We start from the raw sequence: 21,904 nt of genomic DNA, 5'->3' as shown, positions 1-21,904 counted from the left end.
CAACGAGACTGACGGGCGGTAGGATGGCGGGTCTCCCATGAGGTCCGCCATGAAGATCGAACGCCTGCCGCCCGTCCGCACCTCGCTCGGCCACACCAACCACCCCTATATGACCGGGGCCTGGACGCCGCAGCATGAGGAGGTCAATGCCTGGGACCTGGAGGTTCTGGAGGGCGCGATCCCGACCGACATCGACGGCGTCTATCTTCGCAACACGGAAAATCCCGTGCACGCGCCCCTGGGCCGCTACCACCCCTTCGACGGGGACGGCATGGTCCACCAGATCGAGTTCCGCAACGGCCAGGCGACCTATCGCAACCGCTTCATCCGCACCCGCGGCTTTGAGGCGGAGCAGGAAGCCGGCGAGAGCCTTTGGGGCGGTCTGGCCGACGGGCCGGGCACCTCCAAGCGTCCGGGCTTTGGGGCCCATGGCAGCCTCAAGGACACCGGCAGCACGGACATCGTCGTGCATGGCGGCGAGGCCATCGCCACCTTTTACCAGTGCGGCGAAGCCTATCGGCTGGATCCCCTGACCCTGGAAAATCTCGGCGTCGCCGCCTGGGCCCCGCTGGACGGCGTCTCGGCCCATCCCAAGGTCGACGAGGCCACCGGCGAGCTATTGTTCTTCAACTATTCCAAGCACGCCCCCTACATGCACTACGGCGTGGTCGACGCCTCGGGCAAGCGCACCACCTATCAGGCCATCGATCTGCCGGGTCCGCGCCTGCCGCACGACATGGCCTTCACCAAGAACTATTCGATCCTCAACGACTTGCCCGTGTTCTGGGATCAGAACCTCTTGGAGCGCGACATCCACGCCGTGCGCCTGCACAAGGGCGTGCCCTCCCGGTTCGGGATCGTGCCGCGTCACGGCGGGCCGGTGCAGTGGTTCGAGGCCGCGCCGACCTATGTGCTGCACTGGCTCAATGCCTATGAGGACGGCGACGAGATCGTCCTCGACGGCTATTTTCAGGAAAACCCGACGCCGCGCCCGCTGGAGGACGCCCCCGACGGCCACGGCCACCTGATGGCCTATCTCGACGAGCACAGCTTCCGGCCCAAGCTGCACCGCTGGCGCTTCAACCTGAAGACCGGCGAGACCACCGAAGGGCATCTGGACGAGCGCATCCTCGAGTTCGGGATGTTCAACCAGCAATATGCCGGCAAGCCCTATCGCTATGCCTATTCGACCACCGCCAAGCCCGGCTGGTTCCTGTTCAACGGCTTCGTCAAGCACGACCTGGAGACCGGCGAGAGCTGGTCCATTCAGCTGCCCGAGGGCCGCTTTGCCAGCGAGGCCCCCTTCGCCCCGCGCGTCGGGGCGGTGGACGAGGACGACGGCTATCTGGTCAGCTTCATCATCGACGAGAACCAGGGCACATCCGAGTGCGTGCTGGTCGACGCCAAGCGCTTCGAGGTGGTCTGCCGGATCGCCCTGCCCCACAAGCTGAGCAGCGGGACGCATAGCGTCTGGGCGGGGCGGGCGCTGTTGCGCGCGTAACCACTCGCCCCCTCCGCGCTACGCGCTCCTCCCCCGTAGGGGGAAGATGAATTCATCCGCCCCCTACGGGGGCGGACGGTCGCGAAGCGACCCGGTGGGGGCCAGCGCTCGCGAACCTAAACCTTCTTCGGAAACCACGGCACGAACCCCGAGGTCCGCTGCACATAGGCCTCATAGTCGGGGCGCTTGCGGCGCATGCGGCCCTCAACCGTGGGCACGCCGCTCCACTTGGTCAGCAGGAAGGTCATCAGAATCGGAGCCGGCAGGGTCCAGGCACCCAGGCCCGTCCCGGCGGCGATCAGATACAGACCCCACCAGACGCAGGCATCGCCGAAATAGTTGGGGTGGCGGGTATAGCGCCACAGCCCCTTGTCCATCACCTTGCCGGCGTTTTCCGGCTTGGCCTTGAAGGCGGTCAGCTGGGCGTCACCGATGGTCTCGAACAGAATGCCGACCACCGCGATGGCGGTCCCGACAAAGGCCAGGGTGCCCAGCGGCGCGGCCGAGCCGTGGCCCAGCTGGACCGGCAGGGCGATGATGAACTGCAGGGCATATTGCAGGGCGAAGACCAGCAGCAGGGACGCCTTGGCGAAGCTCCATTTCCGCTCGCTCTCCGCAAGGGCCATCATCGTCACATAGCGGCGATCCGGACCATTCTTGCGCCAGCGCCAGAGCAGATAGCCGCCCAGTCGCAGCGCCCAAACGGCGCACAGGATCAGCAGCAGGGTGCCGTGCGGCGTCGGCCCCATCTGCAGCCACGAGGTCAGGGCGATCAGGCCCATGCCCACACCCCACCAGCTGTCGATGAAGCTCACATCCTTCAGCTTCAGGCCGATCAGCCACAGCACGAAGAAGGCAGCGGCCGAGACGGCGGCGTTGACGGCCAGGAGTTGGAGGATGGGGGTCATGAAGGGTCCGAGAATTGTCGTCCAGATACGGTTGGTTCAGCGAAAAAGATCCTCCCCCCGAAGGGGGAGGACCTGAGACCTATAGCCCCACGACCAAACTCACCGTCGTTGTGGTGGATCCACCGATGTTCAGGGTCTGCACCGTCCTGGCCCCGTCCACCTGATAGTCGCCGGCCGTGCCGGTGACCTGCTTGAAGGCGTCGAGGGCCATGCGCACACCCGTGGCCCCGACGGGGTGGCCCGCCCCGATCAGGCCGCCGGACGGATTGATCGGCAGCCGGCCGCCGTTGGCTATGTCGCCGGCCTCGATGGCCTTCCAGCTTTCGCCCGGCGCGGTCAGGCCCAGATGGTCGATGGCCATGTATTCAGTGGCGGTGAAGCAGTCATGGGTCTCGACCGCGTCGATGCCTGATACGTCGTCGGCGATCCCGGCCCGGGTGCGGGCGTCGAGGATGGCGCGCCGAACCTGCGGGAAGACATAGGGCTCATGGCGGCTGTTCTCGATCTTGCGCGCATAGCTGATCGGCGCTGACCGGTGGCCCCAGCCCTTGATCCGCGGAAGGCTCTCCAGCGCGATACCGCGCTTGTCGGCATAGGCCCTGGCCCGGGCCGGCGAGGCCAGGAATACCACCGCCGTGCCATCGGTGACCTGACCGCAGTCCTGCTTGCGCGTGCGACCTTCGACCACCGGATTGGTGTCGTCATTCTCGGTGAAGGCGTCGGCCCCGAACCGCCAGTCGCGCGTCTGGGCATTGGGATTGCGCCGGCCATTGGCGAAATTGATCTCTGAAATGGCCATCAGATGCTCGTACTTCAGGCCGTAGCGGCGGTCATATTCCTCGGCGAGGTCGGAGAAGGCTGCGGGCCACAGGAAGCGGGCATCCTGGAACTCATGACCGGCCCAGGCGGCGCTGCCCAGATTCTCGGCGGCCTTCTGACCAGGCACATTGCGCATCTGCTCGATGCCGACGACGCAGGCCAGGTCGTAGCGACCCGCCTCGATCTCGGCGGTCGCCGCCAGGATGGCCACACTGCCCGAGGCACAGGCCGCTTCATGGCGGGCGGTCGGCAGACCGTCAAAGGCCGGATGCACCTGACCGAACATGCCGCCCAGAAGACCCTGCCCCGCGAACAGCTCTCCGGCGAAATTGCCGACATGGCCTGTTTCGATCTCTTCAGGATCCAGTTGCGCGGCGTCCAGACCCTCGCCGACCGCCTCGGCAAAGGCATCGACCAATTCACGGCCCTGGCGGCTCCAATTGGCTGAGAAATCGCTCTGCCATCCGCCCAATAGATAGACCAAGGCCGCCTCCCGAGCCGTCACCAGTCAGTCTGACTATACAAGCGACCTTCCCTGAGTCCATGGCCGGCGTTGACAGTTCGATGCGGGGCAGCGCACCAAGCCGCATGGTCCAGACTGCGACAGTCGCCTCCGCGACGCCGACCCTCGTGCGAAACAGTTCGGCCGCCCGGGCCCTGAACCTGATCGGCGACCGCTGGACCCTGCTGGTGCTCTATGCGGCCTTCAACGGCGTCAACCGCTTTGACGGCTTCATCGCCATGAGCGGCATGGCCCGCTCTCTTCTGGTCGACCGCCTGGGCCGGCTTGAGGCGGCGGGCATTCTGGAACGACGCCCCTACCAGACCCGCCCGGCTCGGCATGAATACCATCTGACCGCCATGGGCCTGGACCTCTATGACTCGGCCCTGATGCTGCTCGGCTGGGAGATGCGCTGGCGGATGGACCCGGACTGTCCCTCCCACCAGATTGTCCACAGCCCCTGTGGACAGGCGCTTCGACCCGTCCTGGTCTGCAAGGCCTGCTCCGAGCCGGTGAAGGTGCGGGACATCAGCCTGCAGCCCGGTCCCGGTGCCGGGGTCGAGCCGGCCCCGCGCGCCCGCCATTCGCGCCGGGCCAGCGATGTCCCGGGCTCGGACGGTGTCGGCGGCGTCACCCTGCATCCGATGCTCGAGCGGTCGATCGAGGTTCTGGGCGACCGCTGGACCGCCCACCTGGTGGCGGCCAGCTTCTATGGCCTGACCCGCTTCAAGGACATCCAGGCCGAACTGAAGGTGGCCAGCAATATTCTCACCGACCGGCTGTCGCGCCTGGTCGAGCGCGGCATGCTCGAAAAGCGGCTCTACCAGACCCGGCCCGACCGCTGGGAATACCGGCTGACCCGTGAGGGCCGGGACTTCTTCCCCCTGATTGCCGCCCTGATGGCCTGGGGCGATCGCTGGCTCTCGGGCGAGGCCGGCCCGCCGGAAATCCTGACCCATGCCTGCGGGGCCAGGCTGGTTCCGACGGTGCGCTGCAACGCCTGCGACGGTGCCGTCAGCGTCAGAACCACGACCCTGTCCGCCCCAACCGCCTGACGAAGCGGCCGTTCAGCATCATGGTACCAGCGACACCAGACCCAGCTTGTAGAGCCACATGAACGCTCTCATCCGGGTCGGGGAGGCACCCTGGGTTCCCCGAACCAGCGCGGCGATGGTGCTCGGCGTCGCCGCGGCCTGCCGGAGGACCTCGACAATGGTATCCCGCGGCAGGGTGACCGGATCGATCACATACCGAGCCACACCCAGTTCCAGGAAGGTCTCGATCGCCTCGGCCCGCTGTAGGTGAACCGCGACAATACGGCTCTCATCCAGCACTTGGCTCGGATAGTGAGAGAACAGCTCAAACGGATCGGGCCGGGTTGGCCAGGGCAGTGGCGCTGTAGACGCAGCCGCCTTGCGCAGTTCCCCAAGCCCATCGATCATCTCGACATAGCGCCCCAGGATGATCGGCCAATCATAGATTTCCCTGGCCCGCTTCTGGCCGGCGGCCCCGAGGGTCTCCCGGAGATCCGAGCTCTCCGCAAGAGCCACAACCCGATCGGTCAGGGCCGGCAGATCAACGACCGTCGCCATGCTCACCCGGCCGATATAGTAGTCGTAGTTGTCGCGACCCAGGGCGTAATTCATGGCCAGGTCCGTACCGCTGCCGGCGGCCGGCAGGGTCACCGGAACGCGATAGCCATCGACGCCGTCACGAACCGTGTCCTTGTAGCCGTCCCAGTCGCTGACCAGCACGGGAATGCCGGCCGCCATGGCCTCGACCGGCGTCAGGCCGAACGTCTCCTGGATGTTGTCGGAGAGCGAGACGAAGACGTCAGCGGCTTTCCAGGCCTTGTCATAGAGGCCGCTGTCATTGCCATCGACATGCTGAAACCGGACGCTGGGCGCGAAGAACCGTTGCGCCTCCTCGACAGCGTTCTGCACGCCGGCATTGGGATAGATGCCCGCTTCGACGCAGACCAGGGTCTTGCCGGTGCGTTGGCAGGCCGCCTCCAGGGCCTGGTAGCAGGCGACCGGGCTGGCCTTGCCGTGGAAGCTGATACGGCCCGCAAACAGGAACATGACCTCGTCCGCGCCCAGTCCAAGGGTCTGGCGCGCGGCGCCCCGCTGAGCGTCATTGCGCTCAAAATCCGGCACATTGATCCCGAGCGGGATGACCGGCAGGGCGGGCGAGTTGAATCGCGTGGCTCCGGTATTGTCGGCATGCCAGGCCTTGAGCTCATCCTGCAACTTGGTGACGACGGACAGGGCGGCACTGGAGGTGCAGATCAGGGCGTCCCAGGGCTTGAAAGGCGGCAGGGCCACCTCAGCGACCTGCCTCATGGCGTTCGCGGAAGACAGCGTATGAGTTACGCCCACCAGGCTATAGGCCGTACTTCCGACCAGGTTTCGGCCATGAGCGGAATCCTGCGGCAACGGGCCCGGCATATAGAGCGCGCCCCGTTCTGCAAGGATGCGCCGGCCAGTTGAATCCTGCCAGTGAAGGGAGCCGGTATAGCCATCCCCTTTCAACTGCTCGATCATCACATGAGCGGCGGCCCGTTGCCCGTAGCCATAGACTGCGTCAGTCTTCCACCGGCGAGCCACACCCTTGATCAGGGCCTTGCCGGCACTTTGCCGCCCCATGATCTTCTTGTCGGTCGAATAGCCGTCGCCCGCGAAATAGATCGCGAAATTCATCATGCTCATCGAACGGCACCGCTTGCGACCAACTGGATTCAAGACGTCTCAAGCAGGCGCTTGCAGGCCGGGAACGTCCCTGCCTAGTTAGGAAAAGTCGCCCCGCCTGTCGATGGCCCTCTGATTGACTATCGCCCGACCATAGCCAGACCGATCTCGTTGTAGCGCTCGCCTTCGACGGCGGATTCCGGCACGGCGGCGGCAATCCGCGACAGGTCCTCGGCCGACAGCACCACGTCAACGGCACCGGCATTCTCTTCCACCCGGGCGGCCTTGGTGGTGCCGGGGATGGGCACGATGTCCGGACCCTGATGCAGCAGCCAGGCCAGGGCCAACTGGGCCGGCGTGATCCCCTTTTCGCCCGCGATCAGGGTCAGGGCCTCGACCAGGCTCAGGTTCTTGCTCAGGGCCTCGCCCTGGAAGCGCGGCAGGCCACGCCGGAAGTCATCCTTGGCCAGGCCTGCATCGCTGGTCAGGGTCCCCGTCAGAAAACCCCGGCCAAGCGGGCTATAGGGCACCAGACCAATCCCCAGCTCGCGCAGGGTCGGCAGGATCTCGGCCTCAACGCCGCGCGTCCACAGCGAGTACTCGCTTTGCAGGGCCGCAACCGGCTGCACCGCATGGGCCTTGCGCAGGGTCGCCGCCCCTGCCTCGGAGAGCCCGAAATGCTTGACCTTGCCCTCGGCGATCAGATCCTTGACCGCCCCGGCCACATCCTCGATCGGCACATTGGGATCGACGCGGTGCTGGTACAGGAGATCGATCACCTCAACGCCGAGGCGCTTCAGCGACGCCTCGGCCACGGCGCGAATATGCTCCGGCCGACTGTCGGCCCCAACCATGCGCCGCACGCCCGCTTCGTCCGGCGGATTGATCTTGAAGCCGAACTTGGTGGCGATGACGACCTTGTCGCGGAACGGCTTCAGGCCCTCGCCGACCAGTTCCTCATTGACGAAGGGGCCATAGACCTCAGCCGTGTCGAAGAAGGTGACGCCCAGATCGACGGCCCGGGCCAGGACCCTGAAGGTCTCCGCCTTGTCAGGTGCCGGACCATAGGCCCAGCTCATGCCCATGCAGCCCAGGCCGATGGCTGAGACCTCAAGGCCGTTGCCGAGTTTCCGCGTCTTCATGGGGCATCTCCAACTTTCCGGTTGATGCCAATATGGGCCCTGCGGTGACCGATGTCAGGGGGTGTCGTCCGACCCCTTGACTCAAACTCTACATATATTGAATATGGCCACATGACCCGGCCACCCAACATCTCCCGCCAGACACGCGCGCTTCTGACCGTGCTCCTGGAGCAGCCCCAGGCCTGGCGCTACGGCTATGACCTGAGCAAACAGACCGGCCTCAAGTCGGGAACCCTCTATCCGCTGCTGATGCGGCTCAGCGACCAGGGCCTGCTGGACTCCGAATGGCGCCAGCCCCTGCAACCGGGTCGGCCGCCCAGACATGCCTACCGACTGACAGACGCCGGCGCGGCCCTTGCCCGCCAGCGCGCGGCCGACAGCCCCGCCCCTGTGGATGAGGCGGGCCCGGCATGGGAAGGCACGCGATGACCCTCGCCCACCTGCTGATGCAGCATGCTGCGACCGTCATGCCTGAACCGCGCCACGACTGGACGGCGGCGATGCAGGCCGAGGTGTCTGAAATCAACGATCCCCGTGCAGCCCTGGCCTTCGCGGCCGGTTGCGTCCTGACCGCCTATCACCAAAGGATCTCGCCCATGCGCATCGCCCTCGCCCTCGGCCGCTTTGGCGTCACTGTCGTCACCGTGCTGACCGCCGGGGTCCACATCGCCTTCCTGCTGTACTGGGTGGCCATCATCGAGGACCTGAAGACCCACGGCATGAACGGCTGGGCGGGCCGTTTCCCGATCTTTCGCGGCCATAGCGCCGAGGAGGCGCTGCAGGGCATAGGTCTGCTGCCCGTCTGGCATGTCGTCGCCCTGGTCGCCATGACCTTGGCCTTCGCCCTGTCGGCCTGGTTCCTGGCCCATGGCCGGTTAAGGCTCCTGGCCCTCGCAGCCGGAACGGGGCTGCTGATCAACACCGCCAACGCCCTGGCCATGACGGCCGTGAAAGGCCCTTATCTGGTGCACCCGCAGATGGCCTGGCTTTACGCCCTGGCCTTCGGCCTGCTCATTCTGGCGGCCGGTGCCGTCGGCGGCGCTGACCGCTGGCTGGCCCGGCGGCCGCAACTGGCGGCCTGAGGGGTCAGGCCGCGAGCTTGAGAAGGCTGCCCGGCGGCATGTCCTGGCGAACCTGCTGATCCAGGTCCTCGGTCATCTTGTCGAGACCCTTCAGTTCTTCCTCGGCCTCCTTGACCTCGTCGGAGCGCTCGAACCTGCCCGGCTGGGTCAGGATGCCCTTGGTCTTGGCGGTATTCAGTTCGTCCCTCAGGCCCCGGCTGACCTCACGGGTCATCTGGATGAACTCCTGGTCGCCCTGGGCATCCATCTTGGCCTCGTCCTCAAGGGTCTTGCGGGCGTTGGCGGCCCCTTCAGGATCGGTGGCGGCATCCGGAAGGTTGGCGAAGTCCTGGCTGTAGAGTTCGCCGGACTCCTTGGCGGCCTTGCCGTAGTCCTTGACCGCCATCTTCAGCTCCTTGGCCGCAGCGGCCAGAGCCTTGGCCATGGCCTTGGGGTCATTGGCGTAGATCTTCTTCAGCAGCTTCAGCCGGTCGACCACCTGCTGGAGCCTGGCCCTGGCCCGACCCTTGGCGTCACCGATGGCGTTCTTCTTGCCGAGCCGCAGCTCCTTCTTGAGCTTGACGAGTGCTTCGGCGGATTCAGCCGCCTTCCGGGCCTCTGGCGAGTTCGGGGCCGGCGTCGCGACCGCCGTTGCGCCCGCCTTGGGCGGCGCGATCAACGCCTTGTCCTTCGCATTCTTGCCATAGGCAGCCAGCGCCAGGGCGCCCGCCTGCGTCGTCACCGTCACCATCGGCCTTCCAGCCTCCTCCGGCGGTTCTCCGCCTGTCTGGAGGCCAGACCTAGCAAGCCAAGGTTAAGTTAGGCCTTCTTGACGAACTCGACGCGCAGGACCAGGCCGCGAACCTTTTCGACATTGGCCTCGATCTCGTCAGTATCGCCGGTCAGGCGGATATTCTTGACCAGGGTGCCGCGCTTCAGCGTGACGCCGCCCGAGCCCTTGACCTTGAGGTCCTTGATCAGGGTCACATTGTCGCCGTCGGCGAGAAGGGTGCCGTTGCTGTCGCGGGTTTCGTCCGACATGGGGGAGCCTTGGGTAGGAGCGGGGCGTCAGGTTGAAACCCACACAAAATGCAGGGGCTTCCTAGAGGGCCCGGAGATCCTGCGCAAGGCGACGCTCAATCCTTCCGCCCCAGCGGATGCTTGGTCCTAACCACCTGGGCCAGATGGTCGCCGGCCACATGGGTGTAGATCTGGGTGGTGCCGATGTCGGCATGGCCCAGCAGGGTCTGGATCACCCGCAGATCGGCACCTCCCTCCAGCAGGTGGGTGGCGAAGGCGTGGCGCAGGACGTGGGGGCTGACCTTTTCGCGGTCGATGCCGGCGGCGATAGCTGCCTCTTCCAGCAGTTGCGACACCCGGCGCGCCGTCAACCGACCGGCCGCCGAACGGGACGGAAACAGCCAGGGACTGTCCTTGGCCCCCTTGGGCAGGAACTGCGGCCGGGCGGTCAGATAGGCCTTCACCGCCGTCCGGGCCGGCGGATTCAGGGGTGCCAGCCGCTCCTTGCCGCCCTTGCCCTTCACCGTCAGGAAGGCCGGATCCCGGGCCAGAGCATTGAGCGGCAGGGCCAGGAGCTCGGAAATCCGCAGGCCCGAGGCGTAGAGCAGTTCGATCATGCAGGCCAGGCGCAGACCCTGGCCGCCGTCCCGATCCGTCGCCGCCGCGATCAGAGCTTCGACCTCGCTGCGCGACAGCACCTTAGGCAGGGGCCGCCCGGCCTTGGGGGCCGCTACCCGCCGCGAGGGATCATCGGCCCGCCAGCCCTCCTCCAGAACAAAGCGGTAGAACTGGCGCACAGCCGAGCGTCGCCGCGCCGCGGTGGCCGGAGACAGTCCCCGCGCACCCAGGCTCTGGAAATAGGCCTCGATCGTCTCGGCCGGGGCGACATCCAGATCACCGCCCACTCTCGCCAGCCAGGCCCGCGCGTCGTCCAGATCCTTGCCATAGGCCGTGAGGGTATTGCGGGCGGCGGCGCGCTCGACAGCCATCATCTCGAGAAAGGCGTCGACCCAGCCGGCGGCGCTCATCGGGCGAGTTGCAGGGCCAGCAGGCCTTCGACCACCACAGCCCAGGCATCACCGGCCAGACCCACCCGGCCAAAAGCCTTGGCGATCCGGGCCCGGTCGGCCGGACCGGGTCCGGCCGCGCCGGCATCCGCCGCCACCGCCAGGGCCAGCAAGGCGGCCTCGCCCTTGATCCCGGCGGTCGCCGCCTCATCCAGCAACATCAGCCTGGCCGTCGAGCCGGCCGGCTTGCCGACATCGAAACTGGCGAACTGGCCTCGCGCCTGGGCGCTCATGGATCCCCCGAGGGCCGCAAACAGGAGGGCCGCCGGCTGGGCCGGAGACTTGACCCCGTTCTGGGCCCCCAATTCGACCAGACGGTCCAGGACCTGGTTGTCGGCCTTGCCGCCGGCGGCGGCGATCAGGGCATCCAGCAGGGCGAGGTCGGTGATCGTCGCCCCGGGGATCTGATCCTGGGTCAGGCGCGCGCGAATGGCCTGGGCCGTGGTCAGGTCGCCGGCGGCCAGGGCGGCGCGGGCAAACAGGACCGGATCGCGCAGGGGCGCATCCGCCTGGGCCAGGACCCTGATCGAGGTCGAGGCCGTTCGCGCTGCCTCGATGAAGGCCGCCAGGCCCTTGGCCTGGCGCAGGAAGGCCAGGTCCGAGGTCTCGATCGCGGTCAGATCCGCCCCGGCCAGGCCCGCCGAAAGATCGCTCGGCGCGCGGAGCACGGGCTTCAGCGCCGAGGACGCCGTGCCGGCCGCCGCCTGGATGTCCAGACCGAGCCTGCGCGACAGGGCATAGTTGACGCCATTGCGCAGATTGGCCGGCCCCGCCTCGCCGGAGCCCGCGAGCAGCGCCCCCATCAGGCGCGCATAGTCTGCATCGCGGGTCTGTTGCTGGGCCAGGGAAAAGGTCAGTTGGGCGGCGTCGGCCTGACCGGCCCGCGCCTGACAGAAGGCCCGCAGCCGCAACCAGTAGCCGGCCCCGCGATCTACCGTCAGGGTGTCGCCGATGCGGCAGGCCTTGTCGTCGTCGCCCTTGATCAGGGCCGCCTCGGCTGCAGCAAGGGACAGGGCCGCGCTGCCGGCGAGGCCGGGCGCACGGTCAAGAACGGCGTCAGCGCCGCGGGCCTCGCCAAGGGCGATCAGGGCCATGGCCCGCGCGGCGGCAAGGTCCGGATCATTGCCGAGCCCGGCGGGTCCGGTCGCGCCGGTCGCCAGCACCCGAAGGGCGAGATCGGCGAAGGCCGGCGACAGGGGCCGGGCCGCCAGGCGGGGCAGCACGTCGCGAGCAATATCCGGCGCGGTGTCCTTCCAGAGATCGGGTCCAAGATCGGTCTGGGCGGCCGGGGTCGAGAACAGGTCCGGCGCGGCCAGGGACTGCACCTGGACCTGGGCGAAGGCCGGCGCAGCGCCGCCCGCCAGCAGCAGAACGAGGAACGGCACAACGGCCCGGTGAGAGTGCAAACGCATGCGAGACTTCATGCTCCAGTTATGACCCAACACCACCGTCAGCAAAACCGGGTTCAGCTTAACTTGGCGCTTGGGCCAAGCCTCGTGTAAACCCGCGACCGCATCATGACCGACGACACCGCCAACCCGAATGAACCCCTGCGCCACCGCACCATCGTGCTGGTGGGCCTGATGGGCGTGGGCAAGTCCAGCGTGGGACGCCGCCTGGCCCAGGCGCTGGACATGCCGTTCCGCGACGCCGACAACGAGGTCGAAAGCGCCGCCGGCCGTTCGATTGCCGAGATCTTTGCCGAACTGGGCGAGGCTGCCTTTCGGGATGGCGAGCGCCGAGTGATCGCGCGGCTGCTCGAGGAGCCGCCGCACGTGCTGGCCACCGGCGGCGGGGCCTTCATCAATGACGAGACCCGCTCCCTAATCAATCAGAACGCCATTTCGGTCTGGCTGAAGGCCGATATCGAGCTTCTGGCCCGCCGGGTGGGTCGCAAGGATACGCGCCCCCTGCTCAAGAACCGCGACCCGGTCGAGGTGCTGACCGAACTGGCCGAGGTCCGCTATCCCGCCTATGCCCAGGCCCATGTTCATGTCCAGACCGGCGACACGCCGCACGCCGTGGCGGTGGACGCCGTGATCGCGGCCCTGCGTAACCGTCTGGACCAGGAGTCGTTTCAGCCATGACCCGCACCGTTGCCGTCGGCCTGGGCGACCGCACCTATGACGTGATGATCGGGACAGGTCTGATCGACCGGGCCGGCGACCTGATCGCCCCCCTGCTCAAGCGCCGGCGCACCGCCGTGGTCACCGACTCCATCGTCGGCGAGCACCATGGCGCGCGACTGTCGGCGGCCCTGCTCAAGGCAGGCGTCGCAGTCGACATGATCGTGGTGCCGCCCGGCGAGGAGACCAAGAGCTTCGAAGGTCTGGCCGACCTGTCCGATCAGCTGCTGGCCCTTGGGCTGGAGCGCGGCGACATGATCATCGCCTTCGGCGGCGGGGTTGTCGGCGACCTGACCGGCTTTGCGGCCGCGATCTACAAGCGCGGCATCGACTTCATCCAGATCCCCACCACCCTGCTGGCCCAGGTGGACAGCTCGGTGGGCGGCAAGACCGCCATCGATACCCCGCGCGGCAAGAACCTGATCGGGGCCTTCCACCAGCCGCGCCTGGTGCTGGCCGACCTCGACGTGTTGACCACCCTGCCCGCCCGCGAACTGGCCTGCGGCTATGCCGAGATCATCAAGTACGGCCTGCTCGGCGACTTCGCCTTTTTCGAATGGCTGGAGGCCAATGTCGCCTCGGTGCTGCAGCGGGAGGTCGAGGCCCTGGACCGCGCCGTCGGCCGCAGTGTCGAGATGAAGGCCGAGATCGTCGCCGAGGACGAGAAGGAAGCCGGTCGCCGCGCCCTCCTGAACCTCGGCCACACCTTCGGCCACGCCATCGAGGCCGAGATGGGCTTCGGCGACGCGCTCAAGCACGGCGAGGCCGTCGGGGTCGGCATGGCCCAGGCCTTCCGCTTCTCGGCGCGCCAGGGCCTGTGCTCCAGCCAGGACGCCGTCCGCGCCGAAGCCGCCATCAAGGCCGCCGGCCTGCCCACCCGCATGAGCGACGTTCGGCCCGAGCCGTTCGCCGCCGACGCCCTGATCGCCCACTGTGGCCAGGACAAGAAGGCCGAGGGCGGCATGCTGACCTTTGTGCTGGTGCGCGGCATCGGCGACGCCTTCGTGGCCAAGGACGTGGATCGCGCGGCGCTCAGGGCGTTCCTGATTGAGGACGGGGCGGCGGGTTAGGCCTTCAGCGCGTAAGGATGAACTGTTCCAGCTTGCCCAGGGTCTGCAGCCCCAGCTCGACGGCACCGAAACCCTTGGCCTCCTGGAACTCTGCGGTCGAGCTGAACACCATGCCCAGGGTGACCTTCGTCGCCCCATCCTGATCCTCGAACGTGGCCCAGGCGTCGGCGTGCTTGGGACCGTTTTCACCCCACAGCAGCTCATAACCGATCCGCGTCTCGGGCTCGACCGCGACATAGCGATGGTGGTTCGGGAAGACTGTCCCATCCGGCCCGATCATGTCGAACAGCCACTCGCCGCCGGCCCGCAGATCGATCCTTGTCGTGCGGCAGGAAAAACCGTCCGGCCCCCACCATTGCGGTAGGGTGTCGGGGTTCATCCAACTGCCCCATACGACGGATCGCGGTGCCCTGATCACCCGCTGCAACAGCATGGTCCGTTCGGCGACGCCGGCCAGATTGTCGAGACCCGCGCTGAACCCCTGGCGGTAGCCGGCCTCCATGTCCTCGGCCAGCGAAGCGAGCTGCACTGTCACCCTCAGCCGGCTGTGCGGACCGGCGGCCGACACCTCGGCGGTGACCAGAGCCGCAGACAAGGTCACGCCTTCCGACGAGATGACCTCGGAGTTGACGCTGCGCGTCTCGGACTGCAGCACCAGCCAGCCGTTCTCGCAGCGGATGTCGGGCTGACCCTCAACCTTGCACAGTGAGATTTCGCGGCCGCCGACCCGGGTGTCGGCCTCCAGGAACTGCACCGTCACCGAGGGCGCGGGCGGCGCCCATACGGCCCGCGCCGCCGGGTCGGTCCAGGCCTTCCAGAGCACCGAGACCGGCGCGGCCACCTCCCGCTCGAAGGTCAGGGTGGCAAAGCGCCCCTGGCGGTCATCCCCCGCCCCGCCGATCACCCCGTCGGCGGCAAGTGTCTGTGTCACGTGTCGTTCTCCTTCATCACAGCCATCACAAAGGCGTCCAGGCGGTCGAGGCGGGCCTCCCAACCGGCTCGCTGCTCGTCGAGCCATGTCCGAAGGGGGTCCAGGGCCTCGGGCACGAAAGCACAGGTGCGGACCCGTCCGTCCTTGGACGTGGCGATCAGCCCGGCCGCCTCCAGCACGGAAAGGTGCCGCATCACGGTCGGCAGTCGCAGCCCGGTGGGACCGGCCAGATCCGTCACCTTGGCCGGCCCCTCGGCCAGCCGGGTCAGGATCAACCGGCGGGTCGGATCGGCCAGCGCGTGGAATCGCCGTGAAAGATCGGGGTCATGCTTAGCCATTCTGCTAACTATTGCATCTTCCGCGATCCGCAAAAGTGAAAACTTCGCCAGTCGACTAAGTTTTCCAATGGACCACCCTGGCGTAGAACACCGCCATGATCGCTGCTCTCCTGGGCCTTGCCCCCATCGTTCTCGCCCTGCTGGCGATTTCGGCCCTGTTCTCGGCCGCCGAGACCTCGCTGACGGCCGCCAGTCGCGCCCGGATGCACCAGCTGGAGCGCGAGGGCGACCGCCCCGCCAAGCGGGTCAACAAGCTGCTCTCGGATCAGGAGACGATGATCGGGGCGGTCCTGCTGGGCAACAACCTGATCAATATCCTGGCCTCCGCCCTGACCACCCAGGTGCTGACCGCCGCCATACCGGGCCCCTGGGGCGTGGCCGTCGCCACCGCCGTCATGACCGTGATGGTGCTGGTCTTCGCCGAGGTGCTGCCCAAGACCCTGGCGATCCTGAAGTCCGACGACGTGGCGCGCTTCCTGTCGGGCCCGACCCTGCTGGTAGTGCGACTGTTCGGACCGATCATCTATGCGATCCAGTGGATCGTGCGCCGCACCCTGCGGCTGTTCGGCGTCAAGCTGGACATGGCCGTCGACGTGCTGGCCGCACACGAGGAGATCCGCGGCGCGGTCGAATACCACCACTCCGAAGGCCTGGTCGAAAGCGGCGACCGCCGGATGCTGGGCGGGGTGCTGGACCTGTCCGACATGGACGTCTCGGACATCATGGTCCACCGCAAGTCGATGGTCATGTGCGACGCCGACCTGTCACCGCGCGAGCTGGTGGCCGAGGCCCTGGAGGCTCAGCACACCCGCATCCCGCTCTATCGCGACGATCCCGACAACATCATCGGGGTGCTGCACGCCCGCGACCTGCTGCGGGCCCTGGCGGAATCGGAGGGTGGCATCGACGCCCTCGATATCGCCGCCATCCTGCGCGAGCCGTGGTTCATCCCCGACACCACCAATCTGAAGGACCAGCTGAACGCCTTCCTCAAGCGCAAGAGCCACTTCGCCCTGGTGGTCGACGAGTATGGTGCCCTGCAGGGCCTGGTGACCCTGGAGGACATTCTCGAGGAGATCGTCGGCGAGATCGACGATGAGCACGACACCAGCGTCGAAGGGGTGCGCCGACAGCTGGACGGGTCGGTCAATGTCGACGGTGACGTGACGGTTCGCGACCTGAACCGCGCCATGGAGTGGGGCCTTCCCGAAGACGAGGCCGTGACCATCGCCGGCCTGGTGATCCACGAAGCCCAGACCATTCCGGAGCCTGGCCAGACCTTCATCTTCTACCAGCACCGGTTTCAGGTCCTCCGTCGGCAGAGGAACCAGATCACCGCCCTGCGCATCAGCGCCAAGCTGGACGAAGGGGTCCAGGTCTGACGGCGGAGCGCGGCAACGCTTTGGGGCAAGGGCCGCCCAGGCCCGTTGCGGTACACCGAAACCGCCGTGATCCGTGCGCGGACTGCCAAACCCTTGCCGGTGAAAAATGGATGACCGCCGCAACTGTCCCGCGACAGCCGGCTGACCTGTGCTAGCCTTGCCTTGAGCCTCTCTGCGGGTCCTCGCAGAACGCTACGGAGTTGGCGGCATGAAGTCCTTGTCCACACTGAGGGTGCTGGTGGTCGAAGACGAAGCCCTGGTCTCCATGCTGGTCGAGGACATGCTCAGCGACCTGGGCTGCACGGTGATCGGACCTGCAGCGGAACTCGAGGAAGCCCTGCGCCTGGCCGGCTCGGCCGAGATGGACGCCGCCCTCCTGGACGTCAATCTGGGTGGCCGGCCGATCTTTCCGGTCGCCGACGCCCTGAAGGCCCGCGGCGTGCCGTTCGCCTTCGCCAGTGGCTACGGCGCAGCCGGCCTGTCGGAAAGCCACCGGGGATCACTGGTGCTGCAGAAGCCCTTCCGCGAGACCGATCTTCGACGCGTGCTGGAAACTCTGGCCGACCAGATCGACTGAGCAGCCCGCGCCGAGTGTGAAACGATCACCGGGCCCGAAGAGGGCCTGAAGGCCTGACCCAAAGCCCGGGCGACTGTTATCGCCCCAGAACAGCGCATCGCGGTCCAGCCGTCTTCATCCCACAAACCCTGCCGTGACTGACGGCGGGCTCTACCGCACCCCTTGCGATGACCATCCGCCATGAAAAAGACCCCTCGCCTGGATGGCGAGGGGCCTCTTCAGTCGGTGAGGCGGGGCAAGGGGCCTTTCGGTCCCCGCCCGGCCGCGCCAGGTTTAGAAGCGGACGTTGACCGACATCTGCCAGGTCCGGCCAGCGGAGCTGTAGATCGCGCCATCGCGCTGGTCTTCGAAGCGCTTGTTCGCGACGTTGTTGACGTTCAAGCGCGCTTCAACGTCCTTAGTCACGTCATAGCTGAAGTACAGGTTGTAGACCTCGTAGCCCTTGCGGGTGAGGTAGGCGTTCTGCTCGATCGTGGCCGGGGTGGCACCGTTGAAGCGGATGGTGTCGCTCACGGTACCGACGTTCAGGCTCGTCGAGAACTTGTCCAGGCTGTAGGCAATCGTCGTGCTGGTCTGCCAGCGCGGCGTGCCGATCGAACCGAGGTATTGCTCGGTGTCGGCCGGCAGGCCGGTACCGCTGAAGCTGGACTCCAGGATCCGGTACAGGTTGCTGTTGACCGAGATACGGCCCCAGTCGCTGTCGCTGCCCAGCAGTTCAGCCACATCCTTGCGATAGCTCACCACCACATTGGCCGCGCGCAGGTTGGTCTGGGCGAGGTTGAGGTAGGTCGAGCTCCAGCCGTCCTTCAGCGCGAAGCGCGTGGTCGTCGAAGGTTCGGTACCGGTCGTGTAGCGGGCAAACGAGTCGCAGGTGTTGGTACCGAACTGGCTGATGTTGTTCGGATAGGCCGCCGAGTCATAGCAGTAGGCCGTCAGCTGATCCAAGGACACGCGGCTCAGCTGATCCTTCAGCTGGATGTCGACATAGTCGACCGACATCTTCAGGTTCTTGATGAACCGCGGCTCCAGAACGACGCCAGCCGTCCAGCTTTCGCCCCGCTCGGGCTTCAGACCCATATTGCCGAAGCGCGCGCCCAGCAGCGATTGAGCCGGAGGGGTGAAGCTGTTCAGGAAGTTCAGGGCATCGGTGTCATTGGTCGCGTAACCGGCGGCCTTGACGGCTGCGATACAGTTGGCCTTACGCGCAGCGGGGTTCACGCCCGAACCGATGTTGCCCACGGTGCAGGGATCGGCCGGAGTCGTGAACGCCGGCTGGCCACCGAGGAACAGTTCAACACCGTCCGGCTGGCGCAGCGAACGGGTCACGTTACCGCGGAAGGCGATGTCCTTGATCGGCTGGAAGGTCGCGGCCAGCGACCAGATCTTCGACATATCACCGTCGTACTTCGGATTGATCGTCTTCCCGAGCGCGTTGATGAAGCTCGGGGCCTTACCCGACTGCTTGGACCAGCGGATCGCCGGGTTCAGTTCCAGGCGCTGCGCGAACGGCAGGCTGAAGTCACCCCCCAGCAGCGGGATATTGAGCTCGACGCCGTACTCCTCGGCATTGGTCTCATACTGGGTGCGCGCGATCGCCGCCGAGCGCGTGCGGCCGTACTGCGAGATTTCGTCGACGCCGTAGTCGTTTTCGGTCGTACGACGTTCGGCCGACAGGGCCACGCCCACCGGACCACCCGGCAGTTCGAACACATCGCCGCTCACCGAGCCTTGCAGGAAGGTCTGGGTGTTCTCGAAGGCAAAATACTGCTGCGCGGTGACATAGGACTTGGCCGCCGCCGACATCTGACCGAAGCCGAACGGGTTCAGCGGCTGGCAGCTGTCGATCATCGACTGGGTGACGACCGGCGTGAACGGCTGCTTGGCGATGATGCCGCTGGGCTGGAGCTGGTCGACCAGGTTGACCGAGACGCCAGCCGGGGTCTTGCCGAGATAGAGCGCCGGATTGGTCTTGGCGCGGCAGACAATGTTGCCGCTGCCGTCGCGAACGGCGTCGATCGCGAGCCCATACTCGACGTCCTTGATGCCCTGGAAGTCAACGCGACCGGTCGAGCGACCCCAAGTGTAGGAAGAATCCCACGACCAGTTACGGCCCAGAAGGTCGAAGTCGCCCTTGGCCCCCTGCACCAGGTTGGTGGTGTCGGTCTGACCCCTCATGGGGTTATCGCCCAGGATGTCCTGGTTCGAACGGGCCATGATGAAGTTGTTGACGCTGTTGACCGCGCCCGAAGAGATCAGCAGTTGGCGCGAGGAGGCGCTGAGGAACGGGTTGTCGGCGCTCAGCACCAGACCCGACGTCTCGATTGCGGTCGAGGTGACCGCGTTGGACGACGCCGACTGGCGCGGCAGGGACGTCGTGATCTTCGAGAAAATGTTCTGCGAATAGAGCGTCACATTGTCAGTGAGGTCGAAGGTGCCGAACAGGGTGGCGACCTTACGCTTCTGGGCATTCTGGATCAGGTTGTAGCGGCTGGCGTCGATGCCCTTGGTGCCGGGCGCGGCGCTGACCGTGCCCTGTTGCGTCGCACCGATATTGGCGAACGAATAGTTGACCGCCTCGCCATTGTCATTGAACCGCACCGGACGGGCGATGAACGGGAACAGGTTACGCGTCGCCGGGTCGGTATTGGCCACGCGCGGGATGTTCGAATAGAGCGAGCCGACGATCAGATTGATGTCGGTGTTCGGGTTCTGGGCCAGATACTCGCGCAGGGTCGGCAGCTTGCTTTGCAGCACGTTGACGGCCAGCGTGGTCAGCTGGGTAGCGCTCAGGCCCGCAGGCGCGGTCACGCCATAGCGCGCGAACACGGCGGCGGCGGTGACGCCGGTCGGCAGTGAGGTCGGGGCAAAGTTCGGGAAGGTGCCCGAAGCGGCCGTGGTGCTGTAAAGACCGTTGCCGGTCGGGATGCCCGGAGCCAGTTGGCTGGTGCTGGACACGAAGGCCACCGAACCGCCGCCGTTGATGCAGCCCACCACGCCCACGATCCCCTGCGGGCAGGTACCGGTAGCCGACGACGGGAAGAAGGCCACGCCCGACGGCCACTGCAGGGCGTTGCGGGCACCGTAGGTGTAGGCGGTCGACGGCATGCCGTCATCCGACGTGCGCCGGAAGGCACCGTTGTTCAGGCCGGCGACGTCAATGATGGTGGTCGGCGAGAAGCTGGTATTGCGGACCGAGCCGTTGAAGGCGTTCGTCACCGCCGTGGCGGTGTCAATGATCCACGGACGCTTGTCGGCATAGAGCGCGTCGGTCTTGGTATATTCGAACGAGGCCGCGAGGTTGGCTCGGTCGTTCAGCAGGTTCGTACCGAAGATCGCGTTGAAGCTGTAGCGATTGGCATCGCCCTTGTCCGTCGTACGGATCGCGGTGCGCACTTCGGCACCTTCGTACTTGTCCTTGATGATGTAGTTGATGACGCCGGCGATGGCGTCCGAACCGTAGGCGGCCGCGCCGCCGACGGTCAGGGTGTCGACCCGTTCGATCATCTGGGCGGGGATGGCGCCGATATCGACCTGCGAACCTGCGGAGTTACCCGACACGAACAGGGTGGCGGCGTTGCCCGACACCATCCGGCGGCCGTTGACCAGGGTCAGGGTGCGCTGGGGTCCAAAACCGAGCAGGTCAGCGAAGGCGCTGCCCAGGCTCGAGGTCTGACCGCCGTTGCTGCCGTACGGGCTGGCGCCCGAACCGACCTGCGGCTGGCTCAGCACGATGTCGAAGGCGTTGTTGAAGCCACGCTGGATGATTTCTTCCTTGGTGACCTGAACGCCCGGGATGGTGCCGTCGAACTGCGGCCGCTTGATGCGCGAACCCGTGACAATCACCTCGGCGACCGTAGCCGGCTCGGCGACAGCTGCAGGCTCCAGGGGCTTGGTCTGCGCCATGGCGGCAAAAGGCGTGGCCATCACAAAGCCGGCCAAGATCGAACCAGTCAGCAAGAAAGTCTTATTCATGGTGCTCAAGGCCCCCCCTTTGTGACGCAGAAACTGACGCGCGGCGAAATGCGTGCCGGACAATTCCCAAAACATGGATTGGCGAACCTAGCTTCACTGATCAGAAAGCCAATGGCTCGCGACACAATCACGACACAAATCCGCCAAGAATGTATCTTTCTGGCCACAAAACAGGCGCGCCATGAATCCCGCCCAGACATTGGGCCTGGAGCACCGGTCAGCGGGCATCCCGGTGACCCGGCGTATGACCGACCCGAGGCAGAAGGCCCGCGCTGTTAGCCATCCAGATCCCGCGGCCCGAAGCTCTCGGGCAACAGGTCCCAGAAGGCCACCCGCTTCGTCGGGGCTCCATCCTGGACCGAGACGATCTCGCAGCCCTCCGTCGCAAACTCGGCGATCCGCTGACGACAGGCACCACAGGGCTGCACCACGGCATTGGACCCGGCGGCGATCAGGACCTTGCTGATTCGCCGGGCACCGGCCGTGACCATGGCCCCGATCGCGGTCTGCTCGGCGCAGGTGCCTGAGGGATAGGCCGCATTCTCGACATTGACGCCCAGATGCACCTCGCCGGCCTCGTCGATGACGGCCGCGGCGACAGTGAAGTTCGAATAGCGGGCATAGGCCCTCGCCAGCAGAGCCGGCAGGGCGGCGGCGGCCCTGGCTTCAAGAGTCTCGACGGTTTCTTCCACGGTCATGGCGGCCCTCATGTCGGCTTCGGACAGGATCGAGCGGGCCAAATGACGGCTCCGTCGCGCTCCAGGTCCAGAATCAGGGTCGCAAAACCCCGCCCGGCCTGCT

At 66.4% G+C, this 21,904-nt stretch carries 20 protein-coding genes; 8 read left to right on the top strand and 12 right to left on the bottom strand.

From position 1 onward, the window contains the following. Nucleotides 1-49: 49 nt before the first annotated feature. Nucleotides 50-1,501, top strand: coding sequence for a carotenoid oxygenase family protein (locus tag ACW17U_RS02875; protein ID WP_492054774.1), 1,452 nt, complete (start codon nt 50-52; stop codon nt 1,499-1,501). Nucleotides 1,502-1,617: 116 nt separating this feature from the next. On the opposite strand, the gene ACW17U_RS02870 is transcribed toward ACW17U_RS02875, so the two are convergent. Further along, nucleotides 1,618-2,409, bottom strand: a complete 792-nt coding sequence (locus tag ACW17U_RS02870; RefSeq protein ID WP_492054773.1) for a DUF1295 domain-containing protein — start codon at nt 2,407-2,409, stop codon at nt 1,618-1,620. Between the two features lie 79 nt (nt 2,410-2,488). Beyond that, nucleotides 2,489-3,712 carry an acetyl-CoA acetyltransferase gene (locus tag ACW17U_RS02865; RefSeq protein ID WP_492054772.1) on the bottom strand — a complete coding sequence of 408 codons (1,224 nt, stop codon included), beginning with the start codon at nt 3,710-3,712 and terminating at the stop codon, nt 2,489-2,491. Nucleotides 3,713-3,816: 104 nt separating this feature from the next. Here ACW17U_RS02865 and ACW17U_RS02860 point away from each other — a divergent pair, with 104 nt between their 5' ends. Further along, complete coding sequence (locus ACW17U_RS02860; protein WP_492055782.1) at nt 3,817-4,785, top strand: winged helix-turn-helix transcriptional regulator; 969 nt, start codon at nt 3,817-3,819, stop codon at nt 4,783-4,785. Between the two features lie 18 nt (nt 4,786-4,803). Here the strand turns inward: ACW17U_RS02860 and ACW17U_RS02855 are convergent, their stop codons facing one another. After that, the gene (locus tag ACW17U_RS02855; RefSeq protein WP_492054771.1) at nt 4,804-6,438 is read right to left on the bottom strand and encodes a glycosyltransferase family 4 protein; all 1,635 of its coding nucleotides are present in this window, start codon (nt 6,436-6,438) and stop codon (nt 4,804-4,806) included. 119 nt (nt 6,439-6,557) lie between these two features. Then, nucleotides 6,558-7,559 (bottom strand): aldo/keto reductase, encoded by a 1,002-nt coding sequence (locus ACW17U_RS02850; protein ID WP_492054770.1) that lies wholly within the window; start codon nt 7,557-7,559, stop codon nt 6,558-6,560. 111 nt (nt 7,560-7,670) lie between these two features. Between ACW17U_RS02850 and ACW17U_RS02845 the strand changes: the two genes are divergently transcribed. After that, the gene (locus tag ACW17U_RS02845; RefSeq protein ID WP_062148457.1) at nt 7,671-7,988 is read left to right on the top strand and encodes a PadR family transcriptional regulator; all 318 of its coding nucleotides are present in this window, start codon (nt 7,671-7,673) and stop codon (nt 7,986-7,988) included. Further along, a complete protein-coding gene (locus tag ACW17U_RS02840; RefSeq protein ID WP_492054769.1) occupies nt 7,985-8,641 on the top strand; it encodes a hypothetical protein in 657 nt (218 codons plus the stop codon). Before ACW17U_RS02845 ends, ACW17U_RS02840 begins: the two co-directional genes overlap by 4 nt. 4 nt (nt 8,642-8,645) lie before the next feature. Here ACW17U_RS02840 and ACW17U_RS02835 read toward each other — a convergent pair whose 3' ends face one another. The 4 genes from ACW17U_RS02835 to ACW17U_RS02820 all read right to left on the bottom strand — a co-directional run bounded on the left by ACW17U_RS02835 (nt 8,646) and on the right by ACW17U_RS02820 (nt 12,119). After that, the gene (locus ACW17U_RS02835; protein ID WP_492054768.1) at nt 8,646-9,371 is read right to left on the bottom strand and encodes a hypothetical protein; all 726 of its coding nucleotides are present in this window, start codon (nt 9,369-9,371) and stop codon (nt 8,646-8,648) included. Nucleotides 9,372-9,439: 68 nt separating this feature from the next. Continuing rightward, nucleotides 9,440-9,661 carry an alkylphosphonate utilization protein gene (locus ACW17U_RS02830; RefSeq protein WP_492054767.1) on the bottom strand — a complete coding sequence of 74 codons (222 nt, stop codon included), beginning with the start codon at nt 9,659-9,661 and terminating at the stop codon, nt 9,440-9,442. 95 nt (nt 9,662-9,756) lie between these two features. Further along, nucleotides 9,757-10,668, bottom strand: a complete 912-nt coding sequence (locus ACW17U_RS02825; protein WP_492054766.1) for a site-specific tyrosine recombinase XerD — start codon at nt 10,666-10,668, stop codon at nt 9,757-9,759. Continuing rightward, nucleotides 10,665-12,119: a hypothetical protein gene (locus ACW17U_RS02820; protein WP_492054765.1), complete on the bottom strand. Its 1,455-nt coding sequence runs from the start codon at nt 12,117-12,119 to the stop codon at nt 10,665-10,667. Before ACW17U_RS02820 ends, ACW17U_RS02825 begins: the two co-directional genes overlap by 4 nt. Before the next feature lie 105 nt (nt 12,120-12,224). Between ACW17U_RS02820 and ACW17U_RS02815 the strand changes: the two genes are divergently transcribed. Together ACW17U_RS02815 and aroB are read left to right on the top strand one after the other, a co-directional pair. After that, on the top strand, nt 12,225-12,794 hold the full coding sequence (locus ACW17U_RS02815) for a shikimate kinase (RefSeq protein ID WP_084746024.1): 570 nt from the start codon (nt 12,225-12,227) through the stop codon (nt 12,792-12,794). Further along, nucleotides 12,791-13,903: a 3-dehydroquinate synthase gene (aroB, locus tag ACW17U_RS02810; RefSeq protein WP_492054764.1), complete on the top strand. Its 1,113-nt coding sequence runs from the start codon at nt 12,791-12,793 to the stop codon at nt 13,901-13,903. The genes ACW17U_RS02815 and aroB overlap by 4 nt, the downstream gene beginning before the upstream one ends. A gap of 4 nt (nt 13,904-13,907) precedes the next feature. Here aroB and ACW17U_RS02805 read toward each other — a convergent pair whose 3' ends face one another. After that, nucleotides 13,908-14,834 carry an SRPBCC family protein gene (locus tag ACW17U_RS02805; protein ID WP_492054763.1) on the bottom strand — a complete coding sequence of 309 codons (927 nt, stop codon included), beginning with the start codon at nt 14,832-14,834 and terminating at the stop codon, nt 13,908-13,910. Beyond that, nucleotides 14,831-15,172, bottom strand: coding sequence for an ArsR/SmtB family transcription factor (locus ACW17U_RS02800; RefSeq protein ID WP_492054762.1), 342 nt, complete (start codon nt 15,170-15,172; stop codon nt 14,831-14,833). Before ACW17U_RS02800 ends, ACW17U_RS02805 begins: the two co-directional genes overlap by 4 nt. 95 nt (nt 15,173-15,267) lie before the next feature. Between ACW17U_RS02800 and ACW17U_RS02795 the strand changes: the two genes are divergently transcribed. Both ACW17U_RS02795 and ACW17U_RS02790 read left to right on the top strand, forming a co-directional pair. Beyond that, nucleotides 15,268-16,554 (top strand): HlyC/CorC family transporter, encoded by a 1,287-nt coding sequence (locus tag ACW17U_RS02795; protein WP_492054761.1) that lies wholly within the window; start codon nt 15,268-15,270, stop codon nt 16,552-16,554. Between the two features lie 208 nt (nt 16,555-16,762). After that, complete coding sequence (locus ACW17U_RS02790; protein ID WP_062148478.1) at nt 16,763-17,131, top strand: response regulator; 369 nt, start codon at nt 16,763-16,765, stop codon at nt 17,129-17,131. A 273-nt stretch (nt 17,132-17,404) separates the two neighbouring features. On the opposite strand, the gene ACW17U_RS02785 is transcribed toward ACW17U_RS02790, so the two are convergent. Then, a complete protein-coding gene (locus ACW17U_RS02785) occupies nt 17,405-21,103 on the bottom strand; it encodes a TonB-dependent receptor domain-containing protein (RefSeq protein ID WP_492054760.1) in 3,699 nt (1,232 codons plus the stop codon). 275 nt (nt 21,104-21,378) lie between these two features. Further along, entirely contained in the window at nt 21,379-21,801 is a 423-nt protein-coding gene (gene cdd / locus ACW17U_RS02780; protein ID WP_492055781.1) for a cytidine deaminase, read from the bottom strand. Nucleotides 21,802-21,904: the final 103 nt, after the last annotated feature.

It is taken from the genome of Caulobacter sp. AVps16 (assembly GCF_058681455.1).
This window is presented reverse-complemented; position numbering and strand designations above follow the sequence as displayed.

Excerpts from the sequence above, each read along its gene's own strand:
- ACW17U_RS02815 (WP_084746024.1), top strand. The coding sequence starts at position 12,225 with ATGACCGACGACACCGCCAACCCGAATGAACCCCTGCGCCACCGCACC.
- ACW17U_RS02800 (WP_492054762.1), bottom strand. The coding sequence starts at position 15,172 with ATGGCTAAGCATGACCCCGATCTTTCACGGCGATTCCACGCGCTGGCC.
- ACW17U_RS02850 (WP_492054770.1), bottom strand. The coding sequence starts at position 7,559 with ATGAAGACGCGGAAACTCGGCAACGGCCTTGAGGTCTCAGCCATCGGC.
- ACW17U_RS02840 (WP_492054769.1), top strand. The coding sequence starts at position 7,985 with ATGACCCTCGCCCACCTGCTGATGCAGCATGCTGCGACCGTCATGCCT.
- ACW17U_RS02860 (WP_492055782.1), top strand. The coding sequence starts at position 3,817 with ATGGTCCAGACTGCGACAGTCGCCTCCGCGACGCCGACCCTCGTGCGA.
- ACW17U_RS02830 (WP_492054767.1), bottom strand. The coding sequence starts at position 9,661 with ATGTCGGACGAAACCCGCGACAGCAACGGCACCCTTCTCGCCGACGGC.
- ACW17U_RS02855 (WP_492054771.1), bottom strand. The coding sequence starts at position 6,438 with ATGAGCATGATGAATTTCGCGATCTATTTCGCGGGCGACGGCTATTCG.
- ACW17U_RS02820 (WP_492054765.1), bottom strand. The coding sequence starts at position 12,119 with ATGCGTTTGCACTCTCACCGGGCCGTTGTGCCGTTCCTCGTTCTGCTG.
- ACW17U_RS02825 (WP_492054766.1), bottom strand. The coding sequence starts at position 10,668 with ATGAGCGCCGCCGGCTGGGTCGACGCCTTTCTCGAGATGATGGCTGTC.
- aroB (WP_492054764.1), top strand. The coding sequence starts at position 12,791 with ATGACCCGCACCGTTGCCGTCGGCCTGGGCGACCGCACCTATGACGTG.
- ACW17U_RS02845 (WP_062148457.1), top strand. The coding sequence starts at position 7,671 with ATGACCCGGCCACCCAACATCTCCCGCCAGACACGCGCGCTTCTGACC.
- ACW17U_RS02875 (WP_492054774.1), top strand. The coding sequence starts at position 50 with ATGAAGATCGAACGCCTGCCGCCCGTCCGCACCTCGCTCGGCCACACC.
- ACW17U_RS02790 (WP_062148478.1), top strand. The coding sequence starts at position 16,763 with ATGAAGTCCTTGTCCACACTGAGGGTGCTGGTGGTCGAAGACGAAGCC.
- cdd (WP_492055781.1), bottom strand. The coding sequence starts at position 21,801 with ATGACCGTGGAAGAAACCGTCGAGACTCTTGAAGCCAGGGCCGCCGCC.
- ACW17U_RS02795 (WP_492054761.1), top strand. The coding sequence starts at position 15,268 with ATGATCGCTGCTCTCCTGGGCCTTGCCCCCATCGTTCTCGCCCTGCTG.
- ACW17U_RS02870 (WP_492054773.1), bottom strand. The coding sequence starts at position 2,409 with ATGACCCCCATCCTCCAACTCCTGGCCGTCAACGCCGCCGTCTCGGCC.
- ACW17U_RS02785 (WP_492054760.1), bottom strand. The coding sequence starts at position 21,103 with ATGAATAAGACTTTCTTGCTGACTGGTTCGATCTTGGCCGGCTTTGTG.
- ACW17U_RS02835 (WP_492054768.1), bottom strand. The coding sequence starts at position 9,371 with ATGGTGACGGTGACGACGCAGGCGGGCGCCCTGGCGCTGGCTGCCTAT.